Annotated in this window: 31 protein-coding genes; 27 read left to right on the top strand and 4 right to left on the bottom strand. The window is 27.9% G+C overall.

Translation table 11 applies throughout. The features are described 5' to 3' along the window. Window positions 1-15: 15 nt before the first annotated feature. The 5 genes from ACYQ1U_RS05095 to ACYQ1U_RS05075 are packed head-to-tail and all read left to right on the top strand — an operon-like array spanning window position 16 to window position 2,110. Window positions 16-258, top strand: coding sequence for a septum formation initiator family protein (locus ACYQ1U_RS05095; RefSeq protein ID WP_459885007.1), 243 nt, complete (start codon window positions 16-18; stop codon window positions 256-258). Continuing rightward, the gene (locus ACYQ1U_RS05090; protein ID WP_459885005.1) at window positions 258-830 is read left to right on the top strand and encodes an AMIN domain-containing protein; all 573 of its coding nucleotides are present in this window, start codon (window positions 258-260) and stop codon (window positions 828-830) included. Before ACYQ1U_RS05095 ends, ACYQ1U_RS05090 begins: the two co-directional genes overlap by 1 nt. After that, window positions 817-1,320 (top strand): shikimate kinase, encoded by a 504-nt coding sequence (locus ACYQ1U_RS05085; protein WP_459885003.1) that lies wholly within the window; start codon window positions 817-819, stop codon window positions 1,318-1,320. Before ACYQ1U_RS05090 ends, ACYQ1U_RS05085 begins: the two co-directional genes overlap by 14 nt. After that, a complete protein-coding gene (locus tag ACYQ1U_RS05080; RefSeq protein WP_459885001.1) occupies window positions 1,307-1,498 on the top strand; it encodes a shikimate kinase in 192 nt (63 codons plus the stop codon). Before ACYQ1U_RS05085 ends, ACYQ1U_RS05080 begins: the two co-directional genes overlap by 14 nt. Window positions 1,499-1,519: 21 nt before the next feature. Continuing rightward, window positions 1,520-2,110, top strand: a complete 591-nt coding sequence (locus ACYQ1U_RS05075; protein ID WP_459884999.1) for a uracil-DNA glycosylase — start codon at window positions 1,520-1,522, stop codon at window positions 2,108-2,110. Here the strand turns inward: ACYQ1U_RS05075 and ACYQ1U_RS05070 are convergent. Continuing rightward, entirely contained in the window at window positions 2,085-2,507 is a 423-nt protein-coding gene (locus tag ACYQ1U_RS05070) for a hypothetical protein (protein ID WP_459884997.1), read from the bottom strand. The genes ACYQ1U_RS05075 and ACYQ1U_RS05070 overlap by 26 nt on opposite strands. 57 nt (window positions 2,508-2,564) lie before the next feature. Between ACYQ1U_RS05070 and flhB the strand changes: the two genes are divergently transcribed. The 19 genes from flhB (at window position 2,565) to ACYQ1U_RS04975 (ending at window position 19,196) form a co-directional block, all read left to right on the top strand. Further along, on the top strand, window positions 2,565-3,620 hold the full coding sequence (flhB, locus tag ACYQ1U_RS05065; RefSeq protein WP_459884995.1) for a flagellar biosynthesis protein FlhB: 1,056 nt from the start codon (window positions 2,565-2,567) through the stop codon (window positions 3,618-3,620). Window positions 3,621-3,789: 169 nt separating this feature from the next. After that, window positions 3,790-4,761 carry a DHH family phosphoesterase gene (locus ACYQ1U_RS05060; RefSeq protein WP_459884993.1) on the top strand — a complete coding sequence of 324 codons (972 nt, stop codon included), beginning with the start codon at window positions 3,790-3,792 and terminating at the stop codon, window positions 4,759-4,761. Continuing rightward, window positions 4,758-6,092: a M23 family metallopeptidase gene (locus ACYQ1U_RS05055; protein ID WP_459884991.1), complete on the top strand. Its 1,335-nt coding sequence runs from the start codon at window positions 4,758-4,760 to the stop codon at window positions 6,090-6,092. Before ACYQ1U_RS05060 ends, ACYQ1U_RS05055 begins: the two co-directional genes overlap by 4 nt. Next, complete coding sequence (locus tag ACYQ1U_RS05050) at window positions 6,089-6,595, top strand: septum formation inhibitor (RefSeq protein ID WP_459884989.1); 507 nt, start codon at window positions 6,089-6,091, stop codon at window positions 6,593-6,595. Before ACYQ1U_RS05055 ends, ACYQ1U_RS05050 begins: the two co-directional genes overlap by 4 nt. Continuing rightward, window positions 6,592-7,467 (top strand): UDP-3-O-acyl-N-acetylglucosamine deacetylase, encoded by an 876-nt coding sequence (lpxC, locus tag ACYQ1U_RS05045; RefSeq protein ID WP_459884987.1) that lies wholly within the window; start codon window positions 6,592-6,594, stop codon window positions 7,465-7,467. Before ACYQ1U_RS05050 ends, lpxC begins: the two co-directional genes overlap by 4 nt. After that, complete coding sequence (locus tag ACYQ1U_RS05040) at window positions 7,448-7,903, top strand: hypothetical protein (RefSeq protein ID WP_459884985.1); 456 nt, start codon at window positions 7,448-7,450, stop codon at window positions 7,901-7,903. Before lpxC ends, ACYQ1U_RS05040 begins: the two co-directional genes overlap by 20 nt. A 10-nt stretch (window positions 7,904-7,913) precedes the next feature. Continuing rightward, window positions 7,914-8,795, top strand: a complete 882-nt coding sequence (gene thrB, locus ACYQ1U_RS05035; RefSeq protein WP_459884983.1) for a homoserine kinase — start codon at window positions 7,914-7,916, stop codon at window positions 8,793-8,795. A gap of 3 nt (window positions 8,796-8,798) precedes the next feature. Then, window positions 8,799-9,062: a YlxR family protein gene (locus tag ACYQ1U_RS05030; RefSeq protein WP_459884981.1), complete on the top strand. Its 264-nt coding sequence runs from the start codon at window positions 8,799-8,801 to the stop codon at window positions 9,060-9,062. Between the two features lie 14 nt (window positions 9,063-9,076). Continuing rightward, window positions 9,077-11,533 carry a translation initiation factor IF-2 gene (infB, locus tag ACYQ1U_RS05025; protein ID WP_459884979.1) on the top strand — a complete coding sequence of 819 codons (2,457 nt, stop codon included), beginning with the start codon at window positions 9,077-9,079 and terminating at the stop codon, window positions 11,531-11,533. A gap of 62 nt (window positions 11,534-11,595) precedes the next feature. Beyond that, window positions 11,596-11,943 carry a 30S ribosome-binding factor RbfA gene (rbfA, locus tag ACYQ1U_RS05020; RefSeq protein ID WP_459884977.1) on the top strand — a complete coding sequence of 116 codons (348 nt, stop codon included), beginning with the start codon at window positions 11,596-11,598 and terminating at the stop codon, window positions 11,941-11,943. After that, entirely contained in the window at window positions 11,940-12,779 is an 840-nt protein-coding gene (locus ACYQ1U_RS05015) for an HAD-IIB family hydrolase (protein ID WP_459884975.1), read from the top strand. The genes rbfA and ACYQ1U_RS05015 overlap by 4 nt, the downstream gene beginning before the upstream one ends. 192 nt (window positions 12,780-12,971) lie before the next feature. Then, window positions 12,972-13,415 (top strand): ribosome maturation factor RimP, encoded by a 444-nt coding sequence (locus ACYQ1U_RS05010; protein ID WP_459884973.1) that lies wholly within the window; start codon window positions 12,972-12,974, stop codon window positions 13,413-13,415. A gap of 9 nt (window positions 13,416-13,424) precedes the next feature. Then, on the top strand, window positions 13,425-14,396 hold the full coding sequence (ribD, locus tag ACYQ1U_RS05005) for a bifunctional diaminohydroxyphosphoribosylaminopyrimidine deaminase/5-amino-6-(5-phosphoribosylamino)uracil reductase RibD (RefSeq protein WP_459884971.1): 972 nt from the start codon (window positions 13,425-13,427) through the stop codon (window positions 14,394-14,396). 4 nt (window positions 14,397-14,400) lie between these two features. After that, window positions 14,401-14,772 (top strand): hypothetical protein, encoded by a 372-nt coding sequence (locus ACYQ1U_RS05000; RefSeq protein WP_459884969.1) that lies wholly within the window; start codon window positions 14,401-14,403, stop codon window positions 14,770-14,772. Continuing rightward, complete coding sequence (locus ACYQ1U_RS04995; protein ID WP_459884967.1) at window positions 14,759-15,559, top strand: DNA methyltransferase; 801 nt, start codon at window positions 14,759-14,761, stop codon at window positions 15,557-15,559. Before ACYQ1U_RS05000 ends, ACYQ1U_RS04995 begins: the two co-directional genes overlap by 14 nt. Further along, window positions 15,559-16,689: an EVE domain-containing protein gene (locus tag ACYQ1U_RS04990; protein WP_459884965.1), complete on the top strand. Its 1,131-nt coding sequence runs from the start codon at window positions 15,559-15,561 to the stop codon at window positions 16,687-16,689. The genes ACYQ1U_RS04995 and ACYQ1U_RS04990 overlap by 1 nt, the downstream gene beginning before the upstream one ends. Beyond that, a complete protein-coding gene (locus ACYQ1U_RS04985) occupies window positions 16,689-17,663 on the top strand; it encodes a DNA adenine methylase (RefSeq protein ID WP_459884963.1) in 975 nt (324 codons plus the stop codon). Before ACYQ1U_RS04990 ends, ACYQ1U_RS04985 begins: the two co-directional genes overlap by 1 nt. After that, on the top strand, window positions 17,663-18,391 hold the full coding sequence (locus ACYQ1U_RS04980; RefSeq protein ID WP_459884961.1) for a class I SAM-dependent methyltransferase: 729 nt from the start codon (window positions 17,663-17,665) through the stop codon (window positions 18,389-18,391). The genes ACYQ1U_RS04985 and ACYQ1U_RS04980 overlap by 1 nt, the downstream gene beginning before the upstream one ends. Continuing rightward, the gene (locus tag ACYQ1U_RS04975) at window positions 18,372-19,196 is read left to right on the top strand and encodes a DnaJ domain-containing protein (protein ID WP_459884959.1); all 825 of its coding nucleotides are present in this window, start codon (window positions 18,372-18,374) and stop codon (window positions 19,194-19,196) included. The genes ACYQ1U_RS04980 and ACYQ1U_RS04975 overlap by 20 nt, the downstream gene beginning before the upstream one ends. Here ACYQ1U_RS04975 and radA read toward each other — a convergent pair. The 3 genes from radA to ACYQ1U_RS04960 all read right to left on the bottom strand — a co-directional run bounded on the left by radA (window position 19,180) and on the right by ACYQ1U_RS04960 (window position 21,866). Then, window positions 19,180-20,475, bottom strand: a complete 1,296-nt coding sequence (radA, locus tag ACYQ1U_RS04970; protein WP_459884957.1) for a DNA repair protein RadA — start codon at window positions 20,473-20,475, stop codon at window positions 19,180-19,182. The genes ACYQ1U_RS04975 and radA overlap by 17 nt on opposite strands. 98 nt (window positions 20,476-20,573) lie before the next feature. Next, entirely contained in the window at window positions 20,574-21,449 is an 876-nt protein-coding gene (ftsY, locus tag ACYQ1U_RS04965) for a signal recognition particle-docking protein FtsY (RefSeq protein ID WP_459884955.1), read from the bottom strand. Next, window positions 21,450-21,866: a hypothetical protein gene (locus tag ACYQ1U_RS04960; protein WP_459884954.1), complete on the bottom strand. Its 417-nt coding sequence runs from the start codon at window positions 21,864-21,866 to the stop codon at window positions 21,450-21,452. 39 nt (window positions 21,867-21,905) lie between these two features. On the opposite strand from ACYQ1U_RS04960, the gene ACYQ1U_RS04955 reads away from it, so the two are divergent. The 3 genes from ACYQ1U_RS04955 (at window position 21,906) to ACYQ1U_RS04945 (ending at window position 24,663) form a co-directional block, all read left to right on the top strand. Continuing rightward, window positions 21,906-22,520, top strand: a complete 615-nt coding sequence (locus tag ACYQ1U_RS04955; RefSeq protein ID WP_459884952.1) for a 5-formyltetrahydrofolate cyclo-ligase — start codon at window positions 21,906-21,908, stop codon at window positions 22,518-22,520. Then, complete coding sequence (gene rny / locus ACYQ1U_RS04950; RefSeq protein WP_459884950.1) at window positions 22,447-24,000, top strand: ribonuclease Y; 1,554 nt, start codon at window positions 22,447-22,449, stop codon at window positions 23,998-24,000. Before ACYQ1U_RS04955 ends, rny begins: the two co-directional genes overlap by 74 nt. An 81-nt stretch (window positions 24,001-24,081) precedes the next feature. Beyond that, window positions 24,082-24,663, top strand: a complete 582-nt coding sequence (locus tag ACYQ1U_RS04945; protein WP_459884948.1) for an MBL fold metallo-hydrolase — start codon at window positions 24,082-24,084, stop codon at window positions 24,661-24,663. Window positions 24,664-24,672 lie beyond the last annotated feature (9 nt).

Here is a 24,672-nt window from a genome sequence, read left to right as displayed (position 1 = left end):
TCGTAAGTTGTAAAAATGATAGAATTTGATGAGATTTTTCCTGAAAAAAAATTTGATTATAAAATTTTAATTGTTATAATCGCTGCTATATTAGTTGCATTTTATATAGTTGATTTGATGTTTGGTACTAGGTCTTTTTCAAGAATGCTTGATTTAGAAAATAGTGTAAAGGCTTTAGAAAAAAGGGTGAGCGATTTAAAAAAAGAGAATGAAAAACTTCAAAAAGAGTATTTTGAACTAAAAGAATTGGAGGGGTAGTGAAATTTATATTTTTGTCTATATTTTTAGCTGGTGTTTTGAGTGCCAGGATAAATCCTTTTGAACCTGTAGTAAAACCTGTAAATATTCAAAAAGTAAAACCTGTTTATTTTAAAAAAGCTACTATTTATCTTCCAAACGATGCAAGAATTTTAAAAGATGTAATATTTGTATATCAAACAGTTAATAGTGATATAAAACAAAAAATAGTAAATATAGACAAAAATATAGATTTTCACTCTCCTTTTATTTTAACTCATAGTCCCAAAAATTTTGGATTTATTAATAGTAACTTTAGATATTTTACGCTTTATATAAAAAATAAATCAGCATTTTTAAAAACCAAAGATAAATGTGAGAGAACTTTTTTTTTAATTAATCCTTTTAGGTTAGTATTAGACTTTAAAAGAAAAAGTAACATTCCTACAATTCGAAAAAGTTTTAATAGCTTTATAAAAAAAGTGATTATAGGTTCTCATAGTAATTTTTATAGAGTTGTTTTATATCTTGACGCAAATTATAACTATAAAATTAAAAAAATGGATGATGGAGTAAAAATTGATTTCTACTAACATTATTTTAATTGGATTTATGGGAAGTGGCAAAAGTACTCTAGCAAGAGCGTTAGCAAGAGAGCTTAATACATATTTTATCGATACAGATAATTTAATAGAAAACTTTGAAAATAAAAGTATAAATAAGATTTTTGAAAGTGAAGGAGAGCAATCTTTTAGAGAAAAGGAACGTTACTGTTTTAATTGGATAAAACATAATGTAAAGTCCACAGTAATTTCTGTTGGAGGAGGTTTTCCTATATTTATTCCAGAAATTAAAGAAGCTGGAATTGTAATTTATCTTAAGGTACCTTTTGAAGAAATTTTAAAAAGAATGGATGAAAATGAAATAAAAAAAAGACCACTTTTTAAGGATATACAAAAGGCAAAAGAGCTATATGAAAAAAGAGATAAAATATATACAAAATTAGCCGATTTTATTATAGAAAACAAAAACTTATCAAAAAGTATAGAAGAAGTAAAGGAGATATTAAATGCAAGTAAATAATATTAATCCTTCTCAATTAATGGATGCTATACAAATTAATACTCAAAAAAAAGCTCAAGATGTAGTTAAAAATGTAATTGGTAATTTACTTGAAAAAACTTTTGAAAACACAATGAAAATTCAAGAAGAAGTAGCTAAAACCACTGGAGCAGGGGCTAACTTGAATATAAAAGCTTAAGTGGAAAGTGAAAAATTAAAAATGAAAAATAAAAAGTGGAAAAGAGAATTAAAAGAGTTTTATAAAAGTAGAAAAGATTTTATTGAGTTTAGTTGTAATATTGATGAAACTGATGTTTTTGATCCATATATTGATGAAAAAAAAGATAATCCTATTATGATAATAGGAGAAGCTCCGGGTGAGAATGAAGTTAAATTAAAACAGCCTTTTGTAGGCAAAGCTGGTGAAAATTTAACTTATTTGATATCTTTAAGTGGGCTTGATCGAAAAATAGACTTTTTAATAACAAATGCTTTTCCTTTTAGAACAAAAGATGGAAACAAAAATCGCACTCCAAAAGCTAGCGAACTTAAAATAGGAGCTGAGCTTCTAAAAATTGAGATAGAAATAGTTAAACCTAAGATAATTTTACTTCTTGGAAACTCTGCTATAAAAGCTTTTTCTTATTTAGAACCAAAAGTTAAAAATTTAGAAAAATGTGGATTTTACGAAATAAATAATCAAAAATATGGAATATGTTATCATCCATCTCCATTAGCATTTAATAGAAAAGAGATAAGAGAGAGTTTAGAAAGATTTTTTAAAACTATTTCGTATTGTTTTGGTCAATGAATTTAACAGCTATTCCTTCTGCACAAGCTCTTTGTACCCAAGGACCAAATCCAGGAAGTATATATAATGCAAACCATCCCCATTGAGTTACACATGTGGGGGTTATTACATATTGATCGTTATGAACCCATTTAACCTTAATAACCCCATTTCCTCCTAATGCTTTAGATTTTTCATTTAATGTTTCTAAAGTGTTACTTGCTATACTTACACAATCTTCCCATACAAACCCTGATGCACAAGCTCTAATAGGAGCAATCTCTTTATAATTTCTATTACCGCCTAAATTTTGAGAATATGCATTATAGTCATTATATTTTATAGTAGCTGTCTTGTAAGTACAACCTGTTATTAAAAAACTTCCTGCAATTAGTGTTGAAATTATAGATTTTTTCATCCTTTCTCCTTTTTTATTTTAGGTACAATTATATAAAAATTTTTATAAGGTTCAAAGTTGGCAGATGATTTAGAAAAGACAGAAGAACCCACTCCCAAAAAACTTGAGGATGCAAGGAAAGAAGGCAATATTGCAAAATCAATTGAGTTTAGTGGTTTTGTTGTATTGCTTATAGCTGCAATTGTACTTATTTTTTATCTAAAATATGTAACTTTTTATATGGAAGAATTTTTTAGATATTATACTTCTTTTATAGGAAATGAACTTACAAAAAATATGATTTTTGAGATAGTTTTAAAGAGTGTTTATTATATTTTCATACTTTTAGCTCCTATTTTTATAGCAGTAGTGTTAGCTGCAATTATTGGAAATGTGGCTCAATTTGGATTTTTATTTACTATTAAGCCTATTTTGCCAAAATTTGATAAGATAAATCCAATAAAGGGGCTTAAACGACTTTTTAGTATTAAAACATTAGTAGAAGGTCTTAAAACTACTCTTAAAACTTTTATAGCTTTTTTAGTAGGTTTTACTCTTTTTTATAATTTTTTGCTAGAGTTGCCAAAATTAGAACTGATGAGTTTTTTTGAACAGTTAAAATGGTTTGCAGATAAAGCGGCAATACTCATTTTTTCACTGCTAGGAGTTTTTTTTGTTTTTGCTCTTATTGATTTTGTTTATCAAAAGTATACTTATAAAAAGTCTCTTAGAATGAGTAAACAAGAAATAAAAGATGAATATAAACAAACTGAAGGAAATCCTGAAGTAAAAGCCAAAATTCGTCAACTTCAAAGAGAAATGGCTAAAAAAAGAATGATGGCAGATGTACCAAAAGCAGATGTAGTTATTACAAACCCTACTCATTATGCAGTAGCTATTAGATATGATAAAACAAAAGATGAAGCTCCAAGAGTAATAGCAAAGGGAGTTGATAATTTAGCTTTAAAGATTAAAGAAATAGCTAGAGATGCAGGAGTTATGATAATAGAAAATCCGCCTCTGGCAAGAGAACTTTATAAAAGTGTAGAGGTTGATGAGATTATTCCTCCAAAACTTTATAAAGCAGTTGCAGAGGTTCTTGCATATGTTTATAAAGCAAAAGGAATGGTATAATTAAGTAGCCAAGTTCTGAGTTCTAAGTTCCAAGTAATAGAGGACAATGAACAATGAAAAGTGAAAATTAAACAAATAACTAATAACCAATACACCAATATACCAATATATAAATTAACCCTGTTTGTAAAATGTTATAATTTTAAAATATTTTAATAAAGGATAAAAAATGGAAAATATTAATAGTTTATTTGAAAAAACATATGAAAAAATAAAAGAAGCAAAAGCAATAGTTTTAATTTCTCATGTTAATCCTGATGGTGATGCACTTGGGAGTAGTTTAAGTATGTATACAATATTAAAGAAAATGGGTAAAAAAGTTAGTGTTTTTAATGTTACAAAACCACTTCCTCAGTATCTTGACTTTTTGCCAAATTTTAACAAAGTTACTAATAAGCTTCCTGATAATTTTGATTTAATGATAAGTTTTGATTGTGGAAGTTTTGATAGACTTGGGATTGAAGAAAAGCCAAAATTTTTAATAAATATTGACCATCATATTTCAAATACAAATTATGGTGATATAAATATAATTGATTCAAATGCAGCTTCAACTTCTCAAGTAGTGTATAATTTTTGTAAATATAATAATATTGAAATTGATAAAGAAAGTGCTATTTGTATGTATACGGCTCTTGTAACAGATACAGGAAGTTTTCAGTATGAGAGTGTTAATGAAAAAGTGTTTTTAATGGCGACCGATATGGTAAGGGCTGGAGTTGATGTGGCATTTATATCTAAAATGCTGTTTCAAAGAGATAGGCTCTCTCGCCTTAGACTACTTGCAAAAGCTTATGATACTATTGAGATGTGTTGTGATGGTGAGGCTATTTTTGCTCATGTCACAAAAGAGATGATGGAAATTACAGGTGCTATAAAAGATGATACTGATACCATTGTAAATTCTTTGCGCGCTATAAGAACGGTCGAAATAGCATGTATGCTAAGAGAAGATGATGAGGGTATAAAAGTTAGTCTTAGAAGTAAAAATTATGCAGATGTAAGTAAGATTGCTGAGGCTCTTGGTGGAGGTGGTCATGTTAGAGCTGCTGGTGCTACAATAAAAGGTGAATTTGATTTTGAAAAAGTCAAGGAAATATTAAAAGAATATATTACTAAAGCTTTAAAGGAAAATAAATGAAAAAATTTTGGATTTTAGTTTTTATATTAGTTTTTAGTGCTTTAGGATTTGTATATTTTTCACCTATGTTTGAAAAAAATCCACCAAAAATCAAAATTTATACTAATGGTTTTACAAACCTTAAAAATCCTATAAAATTAGAGATAAAAGATGATAGTGGGATAAAGAGTTATAAGATTGTATTGATAGCTGAAGATGTAAAAGAGCTATTGAATGTAGAAAAAAAACTTGGAAAAGATGTAGTAATAAACTTAAAACTTCCAAAAAATATAAAATCAAAACAAATAAAGCTTATTGTAGAAGCTGTTGACACTTCAAAGTGGCACTTTTTTGCAGGAAATGAATCAAAAAAAGAAGTTATTTTAAATGTAGATAAAATTGCACCTGATGCTCAGGTGGTAACTAACTCTTATGCAATTGGAAGAGGAGGTAGTGGAGCAGTAGTAGTAAAAGTAAGTGATGCCAATTTGAAAGACAAATATATATTAGTGAATGGTAAATATAAATTTAAACTCACTCCTTTTGTAAAAAATGGATATTATGTTGCATTAATTGCTTGGCCAATTAATGAAAAAACATTTGATGCTAGCTTAATTGCAATTGATGAGGCTGGTAATAAAGTTAGTGAGCATATTCCTTTTTATTGGAAAACAAAAGGAATTTATAAACCAAAAAATGTAAAAATAAATATTACAGATAAATTTATTGAAAATATTGCAAAGAGAGTGCTTGAAAGAGCTGGGTTTGATATTCCAAAAGATGTAGTGGCGATTTTTAAGATGGTAAATGAAAAGGTAAGAGCTATTAATGAATCAAAAATTTATAATATTACTTCAAAAATTTATGAGGATAAAGTAAATAGTTTTTATATATCAAGATTTAATCCTCTGCCTTCTAGTGCAAAAAGAGCTGATTTTGGAGAATTAAGACATTATATATACGAAAACGCAGAAATTTCAAAGGCTATTCATAAAGGAATTGATTTAGCTAAAATTAAAAGAGCTAAAATTTATGCTAGCAACACTGGAAAAGTAGTAGCAAGTGAATATATTGGAATATATGGTAATACACTAATTATTTATCATAAACTAGGGCTTTACACACTTTATGGGCATACTAGTGAGTTTAAAGTAACAAAAGGTGATATAGTTAGAAGAGGAATGTTGATTGCAAGAACAGGTGCTACAGGAGCTGTATTTGGAGATCATTTGCATTTTGGAGTATATGTACAAGGATATCCAGTTCAGCCTATTGAGTGGATGGATAGTCATTGGATAAAAACTAATATAATTAACGTAATAAAAGAAGGAAGAAGGCTTATTCTAAAATGAAACAGAAGACTTTAAGAGTTTTTGAGGTAGATAATTTTGAAAACTTAAAGAAGGTTATAGATTCAAAATTACCTTTGGTTAAGAATCATTTTTTTATGTTAAAAGAAAAAAATAAAGAAATTGAAGATTTTTTAAAAGAGAAAAATCTTAAGTTCTTTATCTTAAATGATGAATGTTTTTCTAGAGAGTTAAAAATAATTGAAAAAGAAAAAGTAGTAATTAAAGAGCCTACAACTAAAATTTATGATAAAATTATAAGAAGTGGTGAAGAGATCATTGGCGTTGGTAATTTTGTATTTTTGCAAAGAATAAATGCTGGGGCTAAGATAGAAGTTAAAGGTAATGTAGAGATTTTAGATGAAAACCAAGGTCTTGTAATAGTTACCGGAGAGTATATGGTAATTAAAAAAAATAAAGGGACGATAATATTTAATGAAGAAGAGATAGGAGAAGTAGAGAGACTTACTATCTTTACAGAAAAGTTTAAAAAGGTTATAGAATGAAACAAAAAACTATTAAAAAGCCTGTTGAGGTTGTAGGTATTGGGCTTCATAAAGGAGTGCCTGTTAAACTAAGACTTGAGCCTTTAGGAGAAAATAGTGGAATTGTTTTTTATAGAAGTGATAAAGCTGTTAGTATTCCTTTAAAGCCAGAATTTGTTGTAGATACTAAAATGGCAACAGTATTAGGAAATAAAGGAGCAGTAGTTTCTACAATTGAGCATTTAATGAGTGCTATTTATGCTTTTGGTATTGATAATTTAAGGATTGTATTAGATAATGATGAAGTACCAATTATGGATGGTAGTGCTATTAGTTTTGTAATGATGATTAAAGAAGCTGGAATTGAAGAGTTGAGTGAGCCTAAAAAGTTTTTAAAAATAACAAAAGAAGTAAAAATTGAAGATGGAGAAAAATTTGCTATTTTAAAACCATCAGAAAAAATCAAATTTGGCTTTGAGATTAATTTTAATCATCCTGTAATTGGAAATCAAAAATATAGCTTTAATTTTTCTACTAATAAATTTATCGAAGAAATAGCACGTGCTAGGACTTTTGGATTTTTAAAAGAAGTACAATACTTAAGAAGCATAGGATTAGCTCTTGGAGGAAGTCTTGAAAATGCAATTGTTTTAGATGATAAAGGTATTTTGAATGAAACTTTAAGATTTCCAGATGAGTTTGTAAGACATAAAATTCTTGATGCAATTGGGGATATGAGTCTACTAGGGTTTAATTTTATAGGAGAGTATGAGGCATATGCTAGTGGACATCATTTAAATCATTTGTTAACTCTTAAAGTATTTGAAGAAAATGCATATGAAATAGTAGAGTTTACAAAAGAGGAGCTAAATATTGTCAAAGCTTTTGGTTGATGTAGTTGTAATTCCTATAGCAACTCCAATGCTAGTTGGAATTTATGAAAATGGAAAACTTATTAGAGAGATTAAAAAATCTGGTATGACTAGTGATATTTTGCCAGAAATTTTTGATGAAATTTTATGTGAGTATAATATAAAACACATAATTTATGCAAAAGGACCAGGTAGCTATATGTCAATTAAACTTGCTTTTATTTTTTTTAAAACTCTTGAAATTGCAAAAAGTATAAAACTTTTAGCCCAAGATGGATTCTATTTTAATAATAATACTCCTATAAAGGCTGTGGGAAATTCTTTTTTTCTGAAAAAAGACGGTATAATTTCAATAGAGAAAAATCTTAAAGAGGGTGAATTTAAACTGCCTAGATTTTTAAATTTAAATGACTTTAGTGAAGATACATCACCTCTTTATGTATTAAAAGCTGTGTAGAAGGATTTTAATGGTTATAACTGTACCAGCAACAAGTGCAAATTTAGGCCCTGGATTTGATACATTAGGTTTAGCACTAAATTTAAGAAATGAAATTGAAATAAAACCAGCAAGTTTTACAACTATTGAAATTTATGGAGAGAATGCAGATTATTTAAAGAGTTTAAAAAGAAATTATTTTGTTGATATTTTTAATGAAATCTATAAAAATTTAACTGGAAAAACAGATAGTTTTAGTTTTAAGTTTAATAATAAAATTCCACTTAGTCGTGGACTTGGAAGTAGTTCAGCTGTAATAGTTGGGGCAATTACAGCAGCATATGAAATGGCACAAGTTCCTTATAAAAAAGATAAAATCATAAATTTAGCTCTAAATTATGAACCACACCCTGATAATATTACACCTGCAACACTTGGTGGGTTTTGTGTAGCTAGACTCAAAAAAAATAGAGTATATTTTCTTAAAAAGTTTATACCGACAAATTTAAGAGCAGTTGTTGTAATACCAAATAAACCAGTTTCTACTGCAAAAAGTAGAAATACTTTAAAGTCTCATTATCCTCTAAAAGATGTAGTAACTAGTATGTCATCAACTGCTATGATAACTGCAGCATTTTTTAGTGAAAAGTTTGATATTTTAAGATATATAGTTGAAGATAAAATTCATCAAGAAAATAGAATGAAAATGATGCCAGAACTCTTTAAAGTCCGTGAAATAGCACTAAGAGAGGGTGCTTTAATGTCTACTCTTAGTGGAAGCGGGTCTACATTTTTTAATCTAGCTTATAAAGATGATGCTTATAATATTTATAGTGCTTTAAAAGATAATTTTAAAGACTTTAATGTAAAAATTTTATATTTTGATAATGTAGGAGTAAAAGTATATAATTAAACAATGGAAAATGGAAAATGGAAAGTGAAACTACCTATTAGAATGTGTGTTGTGTGTAGAAAGAGGTTTTATCAAAAAGAATTAAATAGGTTGCAGTGTAAAAATAAAAAAATAATTTCTTTTAGTGGAGTTGGTAGAAGTTTTTATGTATGTGGTAGTTGTATTAATGATAAAAAATTAATAAAATACATTTTGAGACTATGCAATATTTCAAAAGAGGAGGCAAAAAATCAAATTTTCCATTTTCCATTTTCCATTGTAAATTAAAAAAAGGAGTTTACTTGAAGTTAAAAGTTTCAGAAGTAGCAAAAGAGTTAGGATTAAAAACAAAAGAGGTTGTTGAAATTGCCAAAGAACTTGGAATTAAAGCAACTCTTAGAGGTAGTATAGAGCCTCTTGAAGCTATGAAAATACAGGAGTTTCTAAAAAATAAAAATGAAGAGCCGCAAAAGCAAGAAAAACCAAAACTTGAAAAAGAACAAAAAGAAGAAAAGCCAAAAAGACAAAGACGAAGAAGAACGTTTGACGATTTACTTAAAAAGACTCAAAAAGGTATACAAATAGTTCAAAAAGCAGAGTCTAAGCCTGAAGAAAACAGAGAAAGTACTCAAGAGAAAAAAGAAGTTGTAAAAGAGGTAGAAAAAAAAGAAATAAAAAAATCTTCTAAAAAACAAAAAAAACCCGCTCCAAAAAAACAAGTAGAAGAAAAAGAGCTTCAAATAAATGTTGATTTAGCTGAGATGGATGTTATTGAAGAAAATCAAGTAGAGTTATTAGATTTATATTTTAATGATATATCTTTAAGAGATGAAGATACTTTAGAAGAAAAAGCTAAAACAAAAACTCAAATAGAAGACAAAAAAGAGGCAAAAAAACAACAACAAATTAAAAAGAAAAAAGCTGCACAAGCGGGTATTACAAAAGAAGTTACTAAAAAGAAGAAAAAGAAAAAGAAAAAAGAAGCATCAAAAGAAATTATAAAAATTCCAAAAGAAGTAAGAGTTCACGAGTTTGCTGATACTATAAAAAAACCACTTGAAGAAGTAATTAAAGCTCTTGAAGAACTTGGAGAAGAAAGAGATAAAAATGACTTTTTAGGAGAAGAGTATATTGAAACACTTGCAGAAGAGTTTGGAGTTGATGTAGAAATTTATGATCCATTAGCTGAGTTTGATTATGTAAAACAATATGATAGTAAATGTTCTGAAGAGAACTATGATACACTAAGACCTCCAATAGTTACAATTATGGGGCATGTTGACCATGGTAAGACAAGTTTGCTTGATAAGATTAGAAACTCTAGAGTAGCTGCAAAAGAAGCTGGAGGAATTACTCAACATATTGGTGCTTATATGGTTGAAAAAGATGGTCAGAAAATTACATTTATCGATACACCAGGACATGAAGCATTTACTGAAATGAGAGCAAGAGGTGCTCAAGTTACTGATATTGCTATTATTGTAGTAGCAGCTGATGATGGAGTTATGCCACAAACAAGAGAAGCTATATCTCATGCCCAAGCTGCCAATGTACCATTTATTGTTGCAGTAAATAAGATAGATAAGCCTGATGCAAATCCAGATCTTGTTAAGTCTCAACTTGCAGAAATGGGTATTACTCCTATTGAGTGGGGTGGAGAGTATGAGTTTGTAAATGTTTCAGCAAAAACTGGTGAAGGTATAGATGATTTATTAGAAACAATTCTTCTTCAAGCTGAAATGATGGAACTTAAAGCTAATCCAAAATGTCCTGCAAAAGCAATAGTAATTGAGAGTAAACTTGAAAAAGGAAAAGGACCTGTTGCTACTGTAATTGTTAAAAATGGTAAACTCAAAAAACAAGACAGCTTTGTATGTGGAAAAACATATGGTAGGGTAAGACTTATTATTGATGACCTTGGAAAACAGAAAAAAGAAGTTCTTCCAGGAGAACCTGCTGAGGTTACAGGATTTGATGAAGTGCCAATTGCAGGAGATGTTTTAGTTGTTGTTGATTCTGATAAAATAGCAAAAGAGACTGCTGAGAAGTGGAAAGAGTATCTTGAAGCTAAAGAAAAATCAAAAACAACAAAAGCAACCCTAGAAGATTTACAAAAAATGATACTAGAAGGTAATCTTAAAAAACTACCTGTTATTGTTAAAGCTGATACTCAAGGAAGTGTTGAGGCTATTAAAGGAAGTCTTGCTAAACTTAAAAATGAAGAAGTTAAAGTTGATGTGATCCATAGTGATGTTGGAGCAGTTAGTGAAAATGATGTAATCTTAGCAAAAGCAACTAAACCTCACGCTATTATTCTTGGATTTAACGTACGTCCAACAAGTGGTGCTAAAAATAAAGCGAAACAAGAAGCAATTGAAATCAGGACTTATTCGATTATTTATGACTTAATTGATGATGTAAAAGAATTATTATCAGGTCTTATGACACCTAAAGTTAGAGAAGAAATAACAGCAACTATTGAAGTTAGAGAAGTGTTTAACGTACCAAAAGTTGGAACAGTTGCTGGATGTTATGTCCAAGATGGGGTTGTACATAGAGGAGATTTTGTAAGAGTTATTAGAGATGGTGTGGTTATTTATGATAGTAAACTAGCAAGTCTAAAAAGATTTAAAGATGATGTTAAAGAGGTTGGAAAAGGATTTGAGTGTGGTATTATGGTAGAAGGATATAATGACGTAAAAGTTGGTGACATACTTGAAACTTACCAAAAAATCGAAGAAAAGGCTAAATTCGAATAATTTTTCTTTCCCTTCCTTAAACTTTCCTTAAATATGATATAATAAAATAAAAAAGGATTAGTATGGGCAAAAGTATTAAGGTCCAACGTAAAGAGTCTCTTTTAAAAGAAATTATTCCTGAAATCCTATCTCAGATGGGAGATAGTAGAATAAGGGGGTTATCTGTAGTTGATGTAGTATGTAGTAGAGATGGAAGTGATGCTAAGGTATATCTTGAAAAGAGTTATTTAAATGAAAAAGAACAACGTCAAGCTCTTAAAAAACTAAAGCTTGCAAGTGGTTATATTAAATCACAAACACTTAAATCAACAGGGTGGTATAAAGTACCGAACTTATCATTTACTTTTGATGAAATGTTAGAATATGAAAATAAAATGGAAGAATTATTTGAAAAAATAAAGAAAAAATGATTTATATAACGGACCTTGATAAAACTTTTTTAAGAAGTGATTTAAGTGTAAGTGAGTTTAGTAAAAATGTATGGAATTCTTTCAATAAACCTCTTACTGTTGCAACTGCAAGAAGTTATAAAGGAGCAACAACACTTCTTAAAGGATTAAAGTTAAACTTTCCTTTGATTTTACTTGATGGAGCTATGATTGCTAAACCTAGTGGAGAGGTTATAAAAATTAATGCACTAGAAAAGTATATATCAGATGAAATAATTGATACAGTTTATAAAAATTTTAAAGATTATCCATTAATAGTTGGATTTGATAAAATAGGAGATGAAAAATTTTTATATCCGGCTAAGCTTAATAAATATCAAAAAGAGCTTTTACAAAATTATAAAAATGATAGTAGAGTATTAAATATTAAAAATTTAAGAGGGCTTAAATATAATTTAAAAATGGTATATCTTGGGGATGAAGAACTCCTTAAAAGTATTGAAGATTTCTTAAAAAGTACTTTTGAAGTAGAAACTAAGCTAACAAAAGATCCATATATGGATTGCTTTTTTTTAACAATACTTCATCCTCTTGGTGATAAAGCACATGGATTAAAAATTCTTGAAGAGATAATGGATATTGATAAAGAGAAAGTTTGTGTTTTTGGCGATAGTTTAAATGATATTGGAATGTTTGAATATGCAGGTTTAAGCATAGCAGTTAAAAATGCACTAGATGCTGTTAAAAAGAAAGCCAATATTGTTTTACCACATACAAATGATGAAGATGCAGTAGCAAAATATTTAGTAGAGGTTATACCAATTGAAAATGGAAAATGGACAATGGAAAATGGATAAATATCGCAAAATTAAGGGATTTTGAATTTTTTAAAAATATACAAACATATTAGAATTGGTATTAGTAGAGGTTGTAAAGGTTAGTAGGGGGGTGTAGAGGTTAGTAGAAGTTGTAGGGGTTAGTAGAAGTTATGCCTTTAATACTTCTAAAACCTCTAATACCTGTAATACTTTAATTAAAAAGGAGCGGTTATGACACAAGAAGAATTAAAAAATATGATTAAAAATATTGTAGAAGATAATGGATGTGAACTTTATGATATTGAGCAAACTGTAGAGGGAGATCATAAATTTTACAGAATTTATATAACAAAACCAGGAGGAGTTAGTCTTAATGATTGTGCGGCTATTAATAATTTAGTATCTCCTATTTTTGATGTTGAAGATCCAGTTGAAGGAAAATATTTTTTAGAGGTAAGCTCTCCCGGGGTTGAGAGAAAACTATCAAAACCAGAACATTTTGAGAAAAGTATAGGAGAGAATGTAAAAGTTACTACAATTGGAGGCAAAAAAATAAAAGGGCAGTTAAAGAGTTTTATTGATGGAGTTGCAGAAATTGGAGATGAAAGAATTAAATTTGATGAAATAAAAAAAGCAAAAACTTATGTTGATTGGAAAAACTATAAATTTAATTGAGAATTGAGAATGGAGAATGGAGAATTAATATTTGATTTAATTTTAAATGAAGCTTGGAAATATCAATTTTTAACTTACCCAAATCCAGCTGTTGGTGCAGCTGTAATTGTAAAAAATAAATTATTTGTAGGTGTTCATAAAAAGGCAGGAGAGCCTCACGCAGAAGTAAGTGCCCTGTGGAAGGCTTTTTCTTTTTTTAATAAAACTCCAAGTTTATCTACTTCTCAAGAAATTCATGAATATTTAATAAAAAATCACAATAACTTTTTTCACGAGGCAAATGTTTATGTAACTCTTGAGCCTTGTGCTCATATTGGTAAAACTCCATCTTGTGCAAATCTCCTTAAAATTTTAAAACCAAAAAGCGTAACTATTGGATGGCTTGACCCAATTCTAACTCATAGTGGTGGAGTAGAGATTTTAAAAAACACTGGAATTGATGTAAAAATAATTAATGATAAAAGATGTTTTGATTTAATTGAACCGTTTATAAAATGGCAGGAGAGATTTATTTTTTTTAAACTTGCTCAAAGTTTTAATGGAAGTATTACTGGTGGATATATTAGTAGTGAAAGTTCTTTAAATTGGGTACATAAAGTAAGAGATAAAATAGATTTACTTGTAATTGGTGGAAATACAGTTAGGATCGATAGGCCAGTGCTTGATAGTAGAAGAGTAAAAGGAAAAGCTCCAGATGTTTTGATTTATTCAAAAAATAGAAATTTTGATAATACAATTCCACTTTTTAGAGTAGAAAATAGAAATGTCTATATCGAAAACAGTTTAGACAAAATTAACGATTATAAATTTATTATGGTTGAAGGAGGAGAGAATTTATATAAAGAATTAAAAAATTTAGTCGATTGGAAAGTATTTATTGTAACTCCTAAGATTTTTGATAGAATTAATTATAGATTAGAAGATAATTTTGAGATTTTGCATGTTAATAGAAATGATGATTTAATAGTTTTTGGGAGGTAAAATATTGGATGAATTAATGAGAGATTTTTTTTATAAAGATGGTGGACTTTCATACTCTATAATTGATAAGAAAGTTTATAAGTTTTTAAATCCTGTAAGAGGTGATGTTTTTGTAGAAGTATTACTTTTTGAAAAATTTAAAGAAGAAATTTTAGATGTTTATAATTTAAAATTTGAAGAAATCTATTTTGCTATTGAAACTGAGAATAATTTATATATTGTTTTATTAACTCCAACTTTTATAGAGTATTATATTTCAAAAGGAGATGGATTTGAGGCTAAGAAAGTAGTAAGTAGATTTATCGGATATTTAATAGGATATATTAAAGGATTTGAAATAGGATTAAAAAAAGGATTTTTTAATGCCAAAATTTAATGATTTAGATTTAAAAGAGTGGAAAAATTGTGATATCAATACTGATAGTTTATGGCTTATTAGTGAAAGAGACAAATCGGGAAAACATAAAAATATTTATCATGGAAACTTTATTCCACAAATTCCTTATCAGCTTATAAAAAGATATACAAAAGAAAATGAAATTGTGCTTGAACCTTTTATGGGAAGTGGGACAACTTTATTTGAATGTGAAATGTTAAATAGAAAATATATAGGATTTGATATAAATGAAGATATGATTGAGTATGTGAAAAATCAAATGAGAGATAGTCTATTTTATCAAGATTATGAAATATTTTTAGCTAATTCTTTGGATAAAGAAGTAGTTAGAAAGAATATTGAAAATGCTTTAAATAGATTTAATGCGAAAAAAGTTCAATTTGTTCTAATGCACCCACCGTATATGGATATTATTAAGTTTACTGATAAAGATGAAGATTTAAGTAGAATTGATAATTTAAATGAATTTGTTAAAAAATTTAAAATAGTTTGTGAAAATTTTTTAGAGTTTTTAGAAAAAAATAGGTATTTTGCTGTTGTTATTGGAGATGTTTATAAAGAAAGTGAAGTAAAACCTCTTGGGTTTTATGTAATGGACACTATAAAAAGAAACTTTAAAGTAAAGTTAAAAGGTATAATTGTAAAAAATATAGAAGGAAATCGAGGAAAACTTGGGGCTGGTGGTATTTGGAGATATAGAGCGTTAAGTAGTGATTATTATATTTTTAAGCATGAGTATATTTTTGTTTTTAAGAAGGAATTTTGATGGCAACAACACATGTTTTTATAGTTGATTTAAATACATTTAAATATCATTTAGAATATCTTTTTGCTGGAACAGGTGCAAAAGACTTATATATAGATTTTAATAATAATCCTCTTACAATATTACATCCTCAAACGGAAAACAATTTAGTTAGTATGATAGCAGATGGAAGTAGAGTAAGAGTTGGAGATTATGTTATTTTTTATTTGCAACAAAATTTATCTCAGGGAATTAGAGAAGGTAAATTTTATGGAATTTTTAAAGTAAAAAGTACTTTATTTTTAGATAATAATGATGATTATCAGTTTTTAAAAAATGAATTAAAAAAGTCTTTAACTTTTAGGATTTTAATAGAACCTTTTGAAGTTTATCCTGATGGAGTTACAGAATGGGAGGCATTAGATGAAATAAAATACATTCAGTCTCCTAATCAAATGCTTTGGAGTTTAATTTATAGAAAGTTAAAAGGAAATAGAGGTAACACGATGATAACAATTTATGAAAGCGAAAGGTTGTTTCAATTGATAAGAAATAAAAATAATTGCAAACTTTTAAATTCTAATAATTTTTCTTTTGATGTTACTTCTCAAAAAATTATTCCTGTTAATTATAAATGTAGCTATAAAGGTAGAATGAAAAAAATAAATATTTTACCAAGACTATTAAGAAAATATTATGAAAATAAACAGTTTGAAGCTCATTTGCAAGCTTATATTTTGCAAAATTTAGAAAAAATTTTTGTTGATGAAAATATTGAGTGGATTGGTAATGAAGTGTCTTGTGGTGTGGGAATGCAAAGAATTGATATTATGTTTTCTTCATTAATAAGTGAAATTAACAGAAAAATTGTGCCTATTGAATTAAAATCTACTTTTGCATATCCAGAAATCACTATTCAAATACAAAGATATATAGATTGGTTGTCTCAATATTATTTACCAAATAGACCTTCTGTTATTGAGCCTATGATAATTTCGAGATATATTCCTAATAAAAATTCATATTATTTTCAAGATATAATTCATTCTTTTTGGCAGTTTAATAAATTGAATCAAAATAATAAAAAATTAAGATATATTGAATTTTTTGTTCAAGATAGTAATCTATATTTTCAGGAGGTAAATTATTAATGAACTACATAGGAAGTAAATATAAACTCTCAAATTGGATAAAAAATGAAATAAATAAAAAAGTTGAAGTAAAAGAAAAAATATTTTGCGATATTTTTGCAGGGACTGGAATTGTTGGAAGGGTTTTTAAAAAGGAGGTCAAAAAAGTAATAGCAAATGATATTGAGTATTATGCTTATGTTTTAAATAGAAACTATATAGGAAATCATAAAAATTTAAAAGAAAAGCTTGAAGTGATTGAATATTTGAATAATTTACCGTTGAGAGATGATGGATTTATTTTTAATAATTATTGTTCGCCTGCAAATAGACTTTATTTTAGCGATGAAAATGGAAAAAAGATTGATTCTATAAGAGTAGAAATTGAAAAATTTAAAAACGATGAGGATTTATACTATTTTTTACTTGCAAGTTTAATTGAAAGTAGCGATAAAGTGGCAAATACGGCAAGTGTATATGGAGCATTTTTAAAAAAACTAAAAAAATCAGCTCTTAAACCTTTGATTTTAGAGCCTGCTATTTATGAGGAAAATGATAATGAGCATTTAGTTTATCAAAGTGATGCAAATGAATTAATAAAAGAAATAAAAGGAGATATCTTATATCTTGACCCACCTTATAATTCAAGGCAATATGGAGCAAATTATCATCTTTTAAATACCATTGCCGAATATAAAGAATTTGAGCCAAGAGGAAAAACAGGACTTAGAGATTATTATAAATCACCTTGGTGTCAGAAAAGTAAAGTAAAAGTTACTTTTGAAGATTTGATAAAAAGTGCTAATTTTGATTGGATATTTTTGAGCTATAATAATGAAGGACTTATGAGCGAAGAAGAAATAAGAGAGATTATGTCAAAATTTGGTCAATATGAATTAGTAAAAAAAGAGTATCAACGATACAAAGCAGACAAAAATAGAGAATATAAAGATACTAAAACATATGAATATTTGCATATTTTAAGGAAAAATTAATGGATGTAAAAATATATGATAAACTTGCTAAAAAATATGATTTTGCCACAAAAATAGTTAGTTTTGGTATTGAAGAGATATGGAGATGGATATTTATAAAAACAATAAAAAAATATATTAAAAATGGAATAATGCTTGATTTAGCAAGTGCCACAGGAGATATGGCTAAATTGGACTTTGATAAAATTTATTTTATCGAACCAAGTAGTGAGATGATAAAAGTAATGGTAGAAAAATTTAGAAAAAAAGGATTTATCGAAGAGAAGTTTGAAATTCAATTTCAGGAAAAACCATATATAAAACTAAAAAAATTAAATAAAGAGTATCTTATTATCCAAAATACGGCAGAAAATTTTAGAATAGATGAAAAAGCTGATTTAATAACTGCTTTTATGGCATTTAGAAATTTTGATGATATAAAAAAGGCTAGTGCTAATATTGATAAACATTTAAAAGATGGAGGATATTTGGTTATTGTAGAAATGTTTAAAAATGATGGATTTATTGCAAAAATTGTTATGTGGTATATGAATAATATTGTGCCTTTTATAGCTGGTTTTTTATTTGGAAGAAAAAAGGAATATAAATTGCTTGGTAAAAGTATAGAATCTTTAAAAGAAGAAGATATATTAAAGTATTTTCAAGGTTATGAAATTTTAATCAAAAAAAGACTTTTCCCAATTGCTACAATGATAATAATGAGGAAAAATGAAAGAAAGAACTCTTAATGTAGATATAAAAGATAAAATTTTTTTTGAAATTGATTCAAGGTATAAAATAAATAGCCTTATAAAATTCATAAGACTATCTTTTAATAATCTTGAAATAAAACACAATGAATATATTATATATTATGACAAAGATAATGTAAAAAATCATAAAATTCTTGTAAACTCTCTTGCTAACTTTTATAAAAAAAATAAAAAAGATGAAATAACATATAAAAAAATTTTACTTAATGCAAGAAAAGATATTGTTATAACAGTCAAAAAACATGAGATTACTTTTGATGAAAATAAGGTTTATATTTCTGTAAAAAAACTTTCTTCAAAAGAGTTTGAAATAAGCTTTGCGAACTTAAAAAAAAGTATTTATGATTATATTAAAGGGCTATTTTTATTTGATTTACTTGATTTGAATGAAAGTAGGATGATAGTGTCTTTGAATGAAGAAACTAGTAAAATAGTGAGTGTTCTTCTTTCAAAAAGAAGTATAATGGGTTATAAAGTTGTATTTAATGCAGATGAAAATGAATTTAGTTTTTCTAGGAAAAATTTTAGTATTGAAGGATCATTAAAAGAGTATCTAACAAAAATAAAAAATGCACTTGAGCTATTTGGTGTTTCTACTATTTATGAATGGGATAAGATAAAAAAAGAATATAGACGTCTTGCAAAAAAATATCATCCAGACTTACATAGAAATAAACCAGAGCTTATTCAAAAAATATATGATAAAAAATTTAGAAGAGTAAAAGAGTCTTATGAGCTATTAGAAGAGTATTATAATCAGAAAACTACATCCACTCAATAAGTTTTTCAACTTCTTTAACCTCATAACACTTTAAAGGCTCTTCAAGAGGTTTTGAGGGGAGAATTGCTTTTTTAAAACCAAGATTTGCTGCTTCTTTGATTCTTTGATCAATTCCGGTTACTTCTCTTATGTCTCCAACTAAACTTACTTCACCAATAAATACAGTTTCTTTGCTAATAGGTCTGTTTCTAAAAGAACTTACAATTGCAGCAATTATAGCAAGGTCTGCTGCAGTTTCGTTTATTTTTATTCCACCGGTAATATTTATAAATACATCATATTGGTTGAATGGAAGATTTAATTTTTTTTCAAGCAAGGCTAAAATCATATTAAGTCTAGCTAAATCAAACCCTGTTGCACTTCTTTTAGGTACACTATAACTTTCACTAACTAACGCTTGGACTTCTAAAACTATAGGACGAGAGCCTTCAAGTATTACTGTAATTGCACTACCAGGAAGTGCTTTTTTACTGAAAAAACTTTTGTTTTTTGCACTTATTAGACCTTGCTTTGTCATTTCAAAAATACCAATTTCACTAGTTGATCCAAACCTGTTTTTAAATGCTCTTAAGATTCTTAACTCTTTACTTGCGTCTCCTTCAAAATAAAGTACAGTATCAACCATATGTTCTAATACTCTTGGTCCTGCAATTGATCCTTCTTTTGTTATATGACCTATAATGAAAATAGGGACTTTATTCTCTTTTGCAGCTCTCATTAGTTCAAATGTGGCTTCTCTGACTTGAGAAACACTTCCTGGAGCTGAACTTAAATTTTCTGAATATATGGTTTGAATTGAATCAATTATTACAAGCTCATAATTTTTAACTTCATTAATTATATTTTCTACTACAATTTCTGGCATAATGTATAGGTCTTTGTTTTTTATACCCAGTCTATCAGCTCTGATTTTAATTTGTCCAGGACTTTCTTCACCTGCTACATACAATACTTTTTTGTTTAAGTTACCTGCAAGCTTTAGCATAAGAGTAGATTTTCCAACACCTGGACTTCCACCAATTAATATTAAACTACCAGGGACTATTCCACCACCTAGTACTAAGTCAAGCTCACTATCACCTGAAGAAAATCTTTCAATTTCTTCTTTTTCAATTTCATCAAATTTTAATATTTTAGAAGATTTAGCTTTAATTTTAGTTTTTTCTTCTTTTATTTCTACAAAACTATCCCAAGACATACAAGCAGGACATTTCCCCATCCATTTTGCACTTTTATAGCCACATTCTAAGCATTCATAAATATTTTTTGTTTTTTTCAATTTTAATTCCTATAATTTTAGTTGTTGTATAAAGGTAATAGAGGTATTAAAGGTATTATAACCTCTACAACCTCTACTAACCTTTCCTTAATACCTTCTCAATTTTCTTCATATAGTCCATCTAGTATTCCGTCAACAAATTCCTCTTTATTAAACTCGGCTAAATTTTCTTTTTTTTCTCCAATTCCTACAAAATATATAGGAAGTTTTAGTTCATTAACTATGCTAAATAATGCTCCACCTTTTGCAGTCCCATCAAGCTTTGTAATTATAATTCCATCAATACCAATTACTTCATTGAATACTTTTGCTTGGTTTATTGCACTTGTCCCTTGTGTACCATCAATTACCAAAAGTACTTTATGAGGAGCATTTGAATAAGCTTTTTTTGCTACATTTACTATTTTTTTAAGCTCATTTTGTAAATTTACTTTGTTATGAAGCCTACCTGCTGTATCGATTAGGGCAATATCGATACCTTTTGCTTTAGCACTTGAGATAGTATCATATGCAACAGCTGCAGGATCATGGCCTTGGCGGGTTTTTACTATAGGAATATCTAAAATTTCTGCCCATTTGCTTAATTGTTCAATTGCTGCTGCTCTAAATGTATCAGCTGCTCCAAAAATTACTGAATGACCTTCATTTTTAAATTTATATCCAAGTTTTGCTATTGTAGTAGTTTTTCCAGCTCCATTTACTCCAATTATTAAAAATACATAAGGTTTATCATTTATGTCGGTCTTTTCTTCAGGAACTTCAAAAATTTTTAGAAGTTCTTTTTTTAGTTTATCTTTTGTGACTTCTTTTGGAAGTTTAGAAATAATTTTTTCTACTAAATCATAATCAATATCTGCTTCAATTAATGCTTCTTCTAGCAATTCTTTATCAATTTTTTCTTTTTTTTCACTTCCAACTACATTTTTTATAGCTTCTTTTGTTTTGTCCAGTGCCTTTTTGAAAATTCCAAACATTCAATATCCTTCCGCTTTTAGTATTTCATATGGTACAAAGTTTTCAAATTTTACTGTTTTGTTTTTATCTAAGATTATAATGCTAGGGTATTTTTGTATTTGAAAATAATTTTTTAAATATTGATTATTAGTTTTTATATAGGTTACGTTTAAATTTTTAAGAACATTTTCTTGCATTTTAGAATAAGACGAATTATTGTCGAATAATAAAAAAATTCTTTTTTTAGGATAAACTAATAAATTGTCTTTAAAAGTTATTGTTAAATTATTTAATTTGATAATAATTATATTATCTGACTTAGTTTTCTGTGAAGATTTTGTTTCTTGTTTTATTGTTGTATTTATGTCTTTTATTTCTTTTTCATTTTTTTGACATCCTAATACAAGTAGTAAAATTAATGGTAAAATATATTTCATATCACTCCTTTATGAAATTTTATCAAAAGGCTTAGGAAAATGGAAAATGTAAAGTATAAAATGAAAAAAGATTTTAGAAACTTTTGTTTGAATATTAAAATTTTTAATAGATATTTTTTTTCAAAAAAAATAGGATGGGAAATATATAAATTAGCTAAAAATTATAAGAAAATACTTATATTTATTCCTTTAAAAAATGAACCTGACATCAGATGGGTTATAAACAAACTTAAAAGAGAAAAAAGAAGTGTTTTTGTACCTTTTATGCAAGATTTAAGCTTTAAAATGGTAAAATATACTTTGCCTTTAAAAAAGAAAAAATTCTCGATTTTAGAACCTCTAAATAATCAGGAAACAAATGAAAAAATCGATTTAGCTATCGTACCTATTGTTGGAATAGATAGTGAATTTAAAAGAATAGGGTTTGGCAAAGGTATGTATGATAGATTTTTTGCCAAGCTCAAGTACAAACCAAAAGTCGTTTTTGTCCAAATTCGTCCTTGTATTTCAAATGAAAAACTTAGTGACGAATATGATATAAAAGCGGATGAATATATAAGTTTTAATATAAGGAGAAAAAATGATAATAGAAATTATTCTCGCTTCTTCTTTATCCGCTCTAGGGGCATTCATTATTGCCCGAAGAATGGATAAAGCAAAGTATGAGATTTATGTGGCAGAGGCAAAAGCAAAGGCTAAAGCAATTGAACATGAAGCAGAAATTAAACTAGAAAATGCAAAATCAAAGGCAAAAGAACTGGAAATTGAAGCTAAAAATGCTTATGAAATGCAAAAAATGCAGCTTCAACAAGAGTATGAAAATAAGTTAGCTGAAATTTCAAATAAAGAAAAAGAAATTGAAGAGATATTAAAACAGCATTATAAAAAAGATGAAGAATTAAAAAGAGAAATTGAAATTCTAAAAGCTGAAAAAGATGCATTGAAAAGAATCAAAGAAAAATACAATCAAAAACTAGAGGAGATTGAAAAAGTTTTATCTAATGCTGCAGGACTTACAAGAGATGAAGCAAGAGAGATAATTCTTAAAAAAACAGAAGAAGGGCTTCGAGATGAGGTAGCTCACTTGACTCGAAAAATAATAAAAGAAGCTGAAAATGAAGCTAAAAGAAAAGCAAACTATATAATAGCCCAAGCAACTACAAGATATGCTGGTGAGTTTGCAGGAGAGAGATTAATAAATGTAGTGCCAATTGGTGATGATGAAATGAAAGGTAGAATTATAGGAAAAGAGGGTAAAAATATAAAAACTCTTGAAATGGTTACAGGATGTGATATTATAATTGATGAAACACCAGGAATTATAACTGTTAGTAGCTTTAATATTTATAGACGTCAAATAGCAGTTGAGACAATAAAAAGATTAGTAGAAGATGGAAGAATTCATCCGGCAAGAATTGAAGATGTTTATAAAAAAGTTGAGATTGAGTTTGAAGAAAGAACTATTAAAGAGGGTGAGGAAATATTACTTGATTTAGGACTTGCTAGTGCTGGAATTCATCCAGAAATAGTTAAACTTATTGGAAGATTAAGATATAGAGCTAGTTATGGTCAAAATGCTTTAGGGCATTCTTTAGAAGTAGCTTATTTGGCTGGTATTATGGCAGCTGAGATGGGAGGAGATGAAACTTTAGCAAAAAGAGCAGGACTACTTCATGATATAGGAAAAGCTTTAACTCATGAAATTGGCGGAGATCATGTAAGTATTGGATATGATATTTGTAAAAGATATAATGAGCCAGAAGTTGTACTAAATGCTATAAAAGCTCATCACGGATATGTTGAGCCGACTAGTATTGAATCAGCAGCTGTTTGTGCTGCAGATGCTCTCTCTGCTGCTAGACCTGGAGCTAGAAGAGAAGTACTTGAAGCATTTTTAAAAAGAGTCCAAGAAATTGAAGAAATTGCTACAAGTTATGAAGGAGTTTTAAAAGCGTATGCCATGAATGCTGGTAGAGAAATTAGAGTAATAGTTGAAGCAGACTTAATAAGTGATGATGAGGCAGTTCTTATAGCAAGAGAAATTGCAAAAAGAATTTCAAATGAAGTTAGTTTTCCTGGCGAAATTAAAGTAAATGTAATAAGAGAAAAAAGAGCTATTTCTATAGCAGCATAACAAAAGGCGAGTGGTAAGAAAGTAGCCAAGTTCCGGGTTCCAAGTTCCAAATAAGAAAATGAAAACGAAAGGATAAAGTTTATGGAAATATTGGTAAAACCATGTGGAGAGTTTTATACAAATTGTTATATCGTGGATAGAAAAATAATTATTGACCCAGGGGTAGGGGCTTTTGAATTTGTGAAAGAAAATGTAAAAGAACCTATTGCAATTATTAATACTCATGGCCACTTTGATCATATTTGGGATAATAAAAGAATTAAAGAATATTTTGATATTCCAATTTATATTCATAAAGAAGATGCTTTTATGCTGACAAATGATCCATTTGGCTATAATCCACCAAAAGTAGAACCAGATTTTCTACTTGAAGATAATAAATACAAAATAGGGGATTATGAAGTAACTATTCGTCATTTTCCAGGTCATACTTCTGGGAGTATTACTGTTGAAATAGGTAATGAGATGTTTAGTGGGGATTTTATATTTGATGGAAGTATAGGAAGAGTTGATTTTCCATATTCTGACCCTAAAAAGATGAAAGAATCAATTAAAAGATTTTTACAGATTCCATATGATAAAAGAGTTTTACCAGGACATGGAGCTTCTACTACTGTTAAAAAAGCGAAGGAATTTTTACCAATGTGGCTTGACTACTTATAAAAGCGGTTA

The organism is Caminibacter profundus, assembly GCF_054657155.1.
This window is presented reverse-complemented; position numbering and strand designations above follow the sequence as displayed.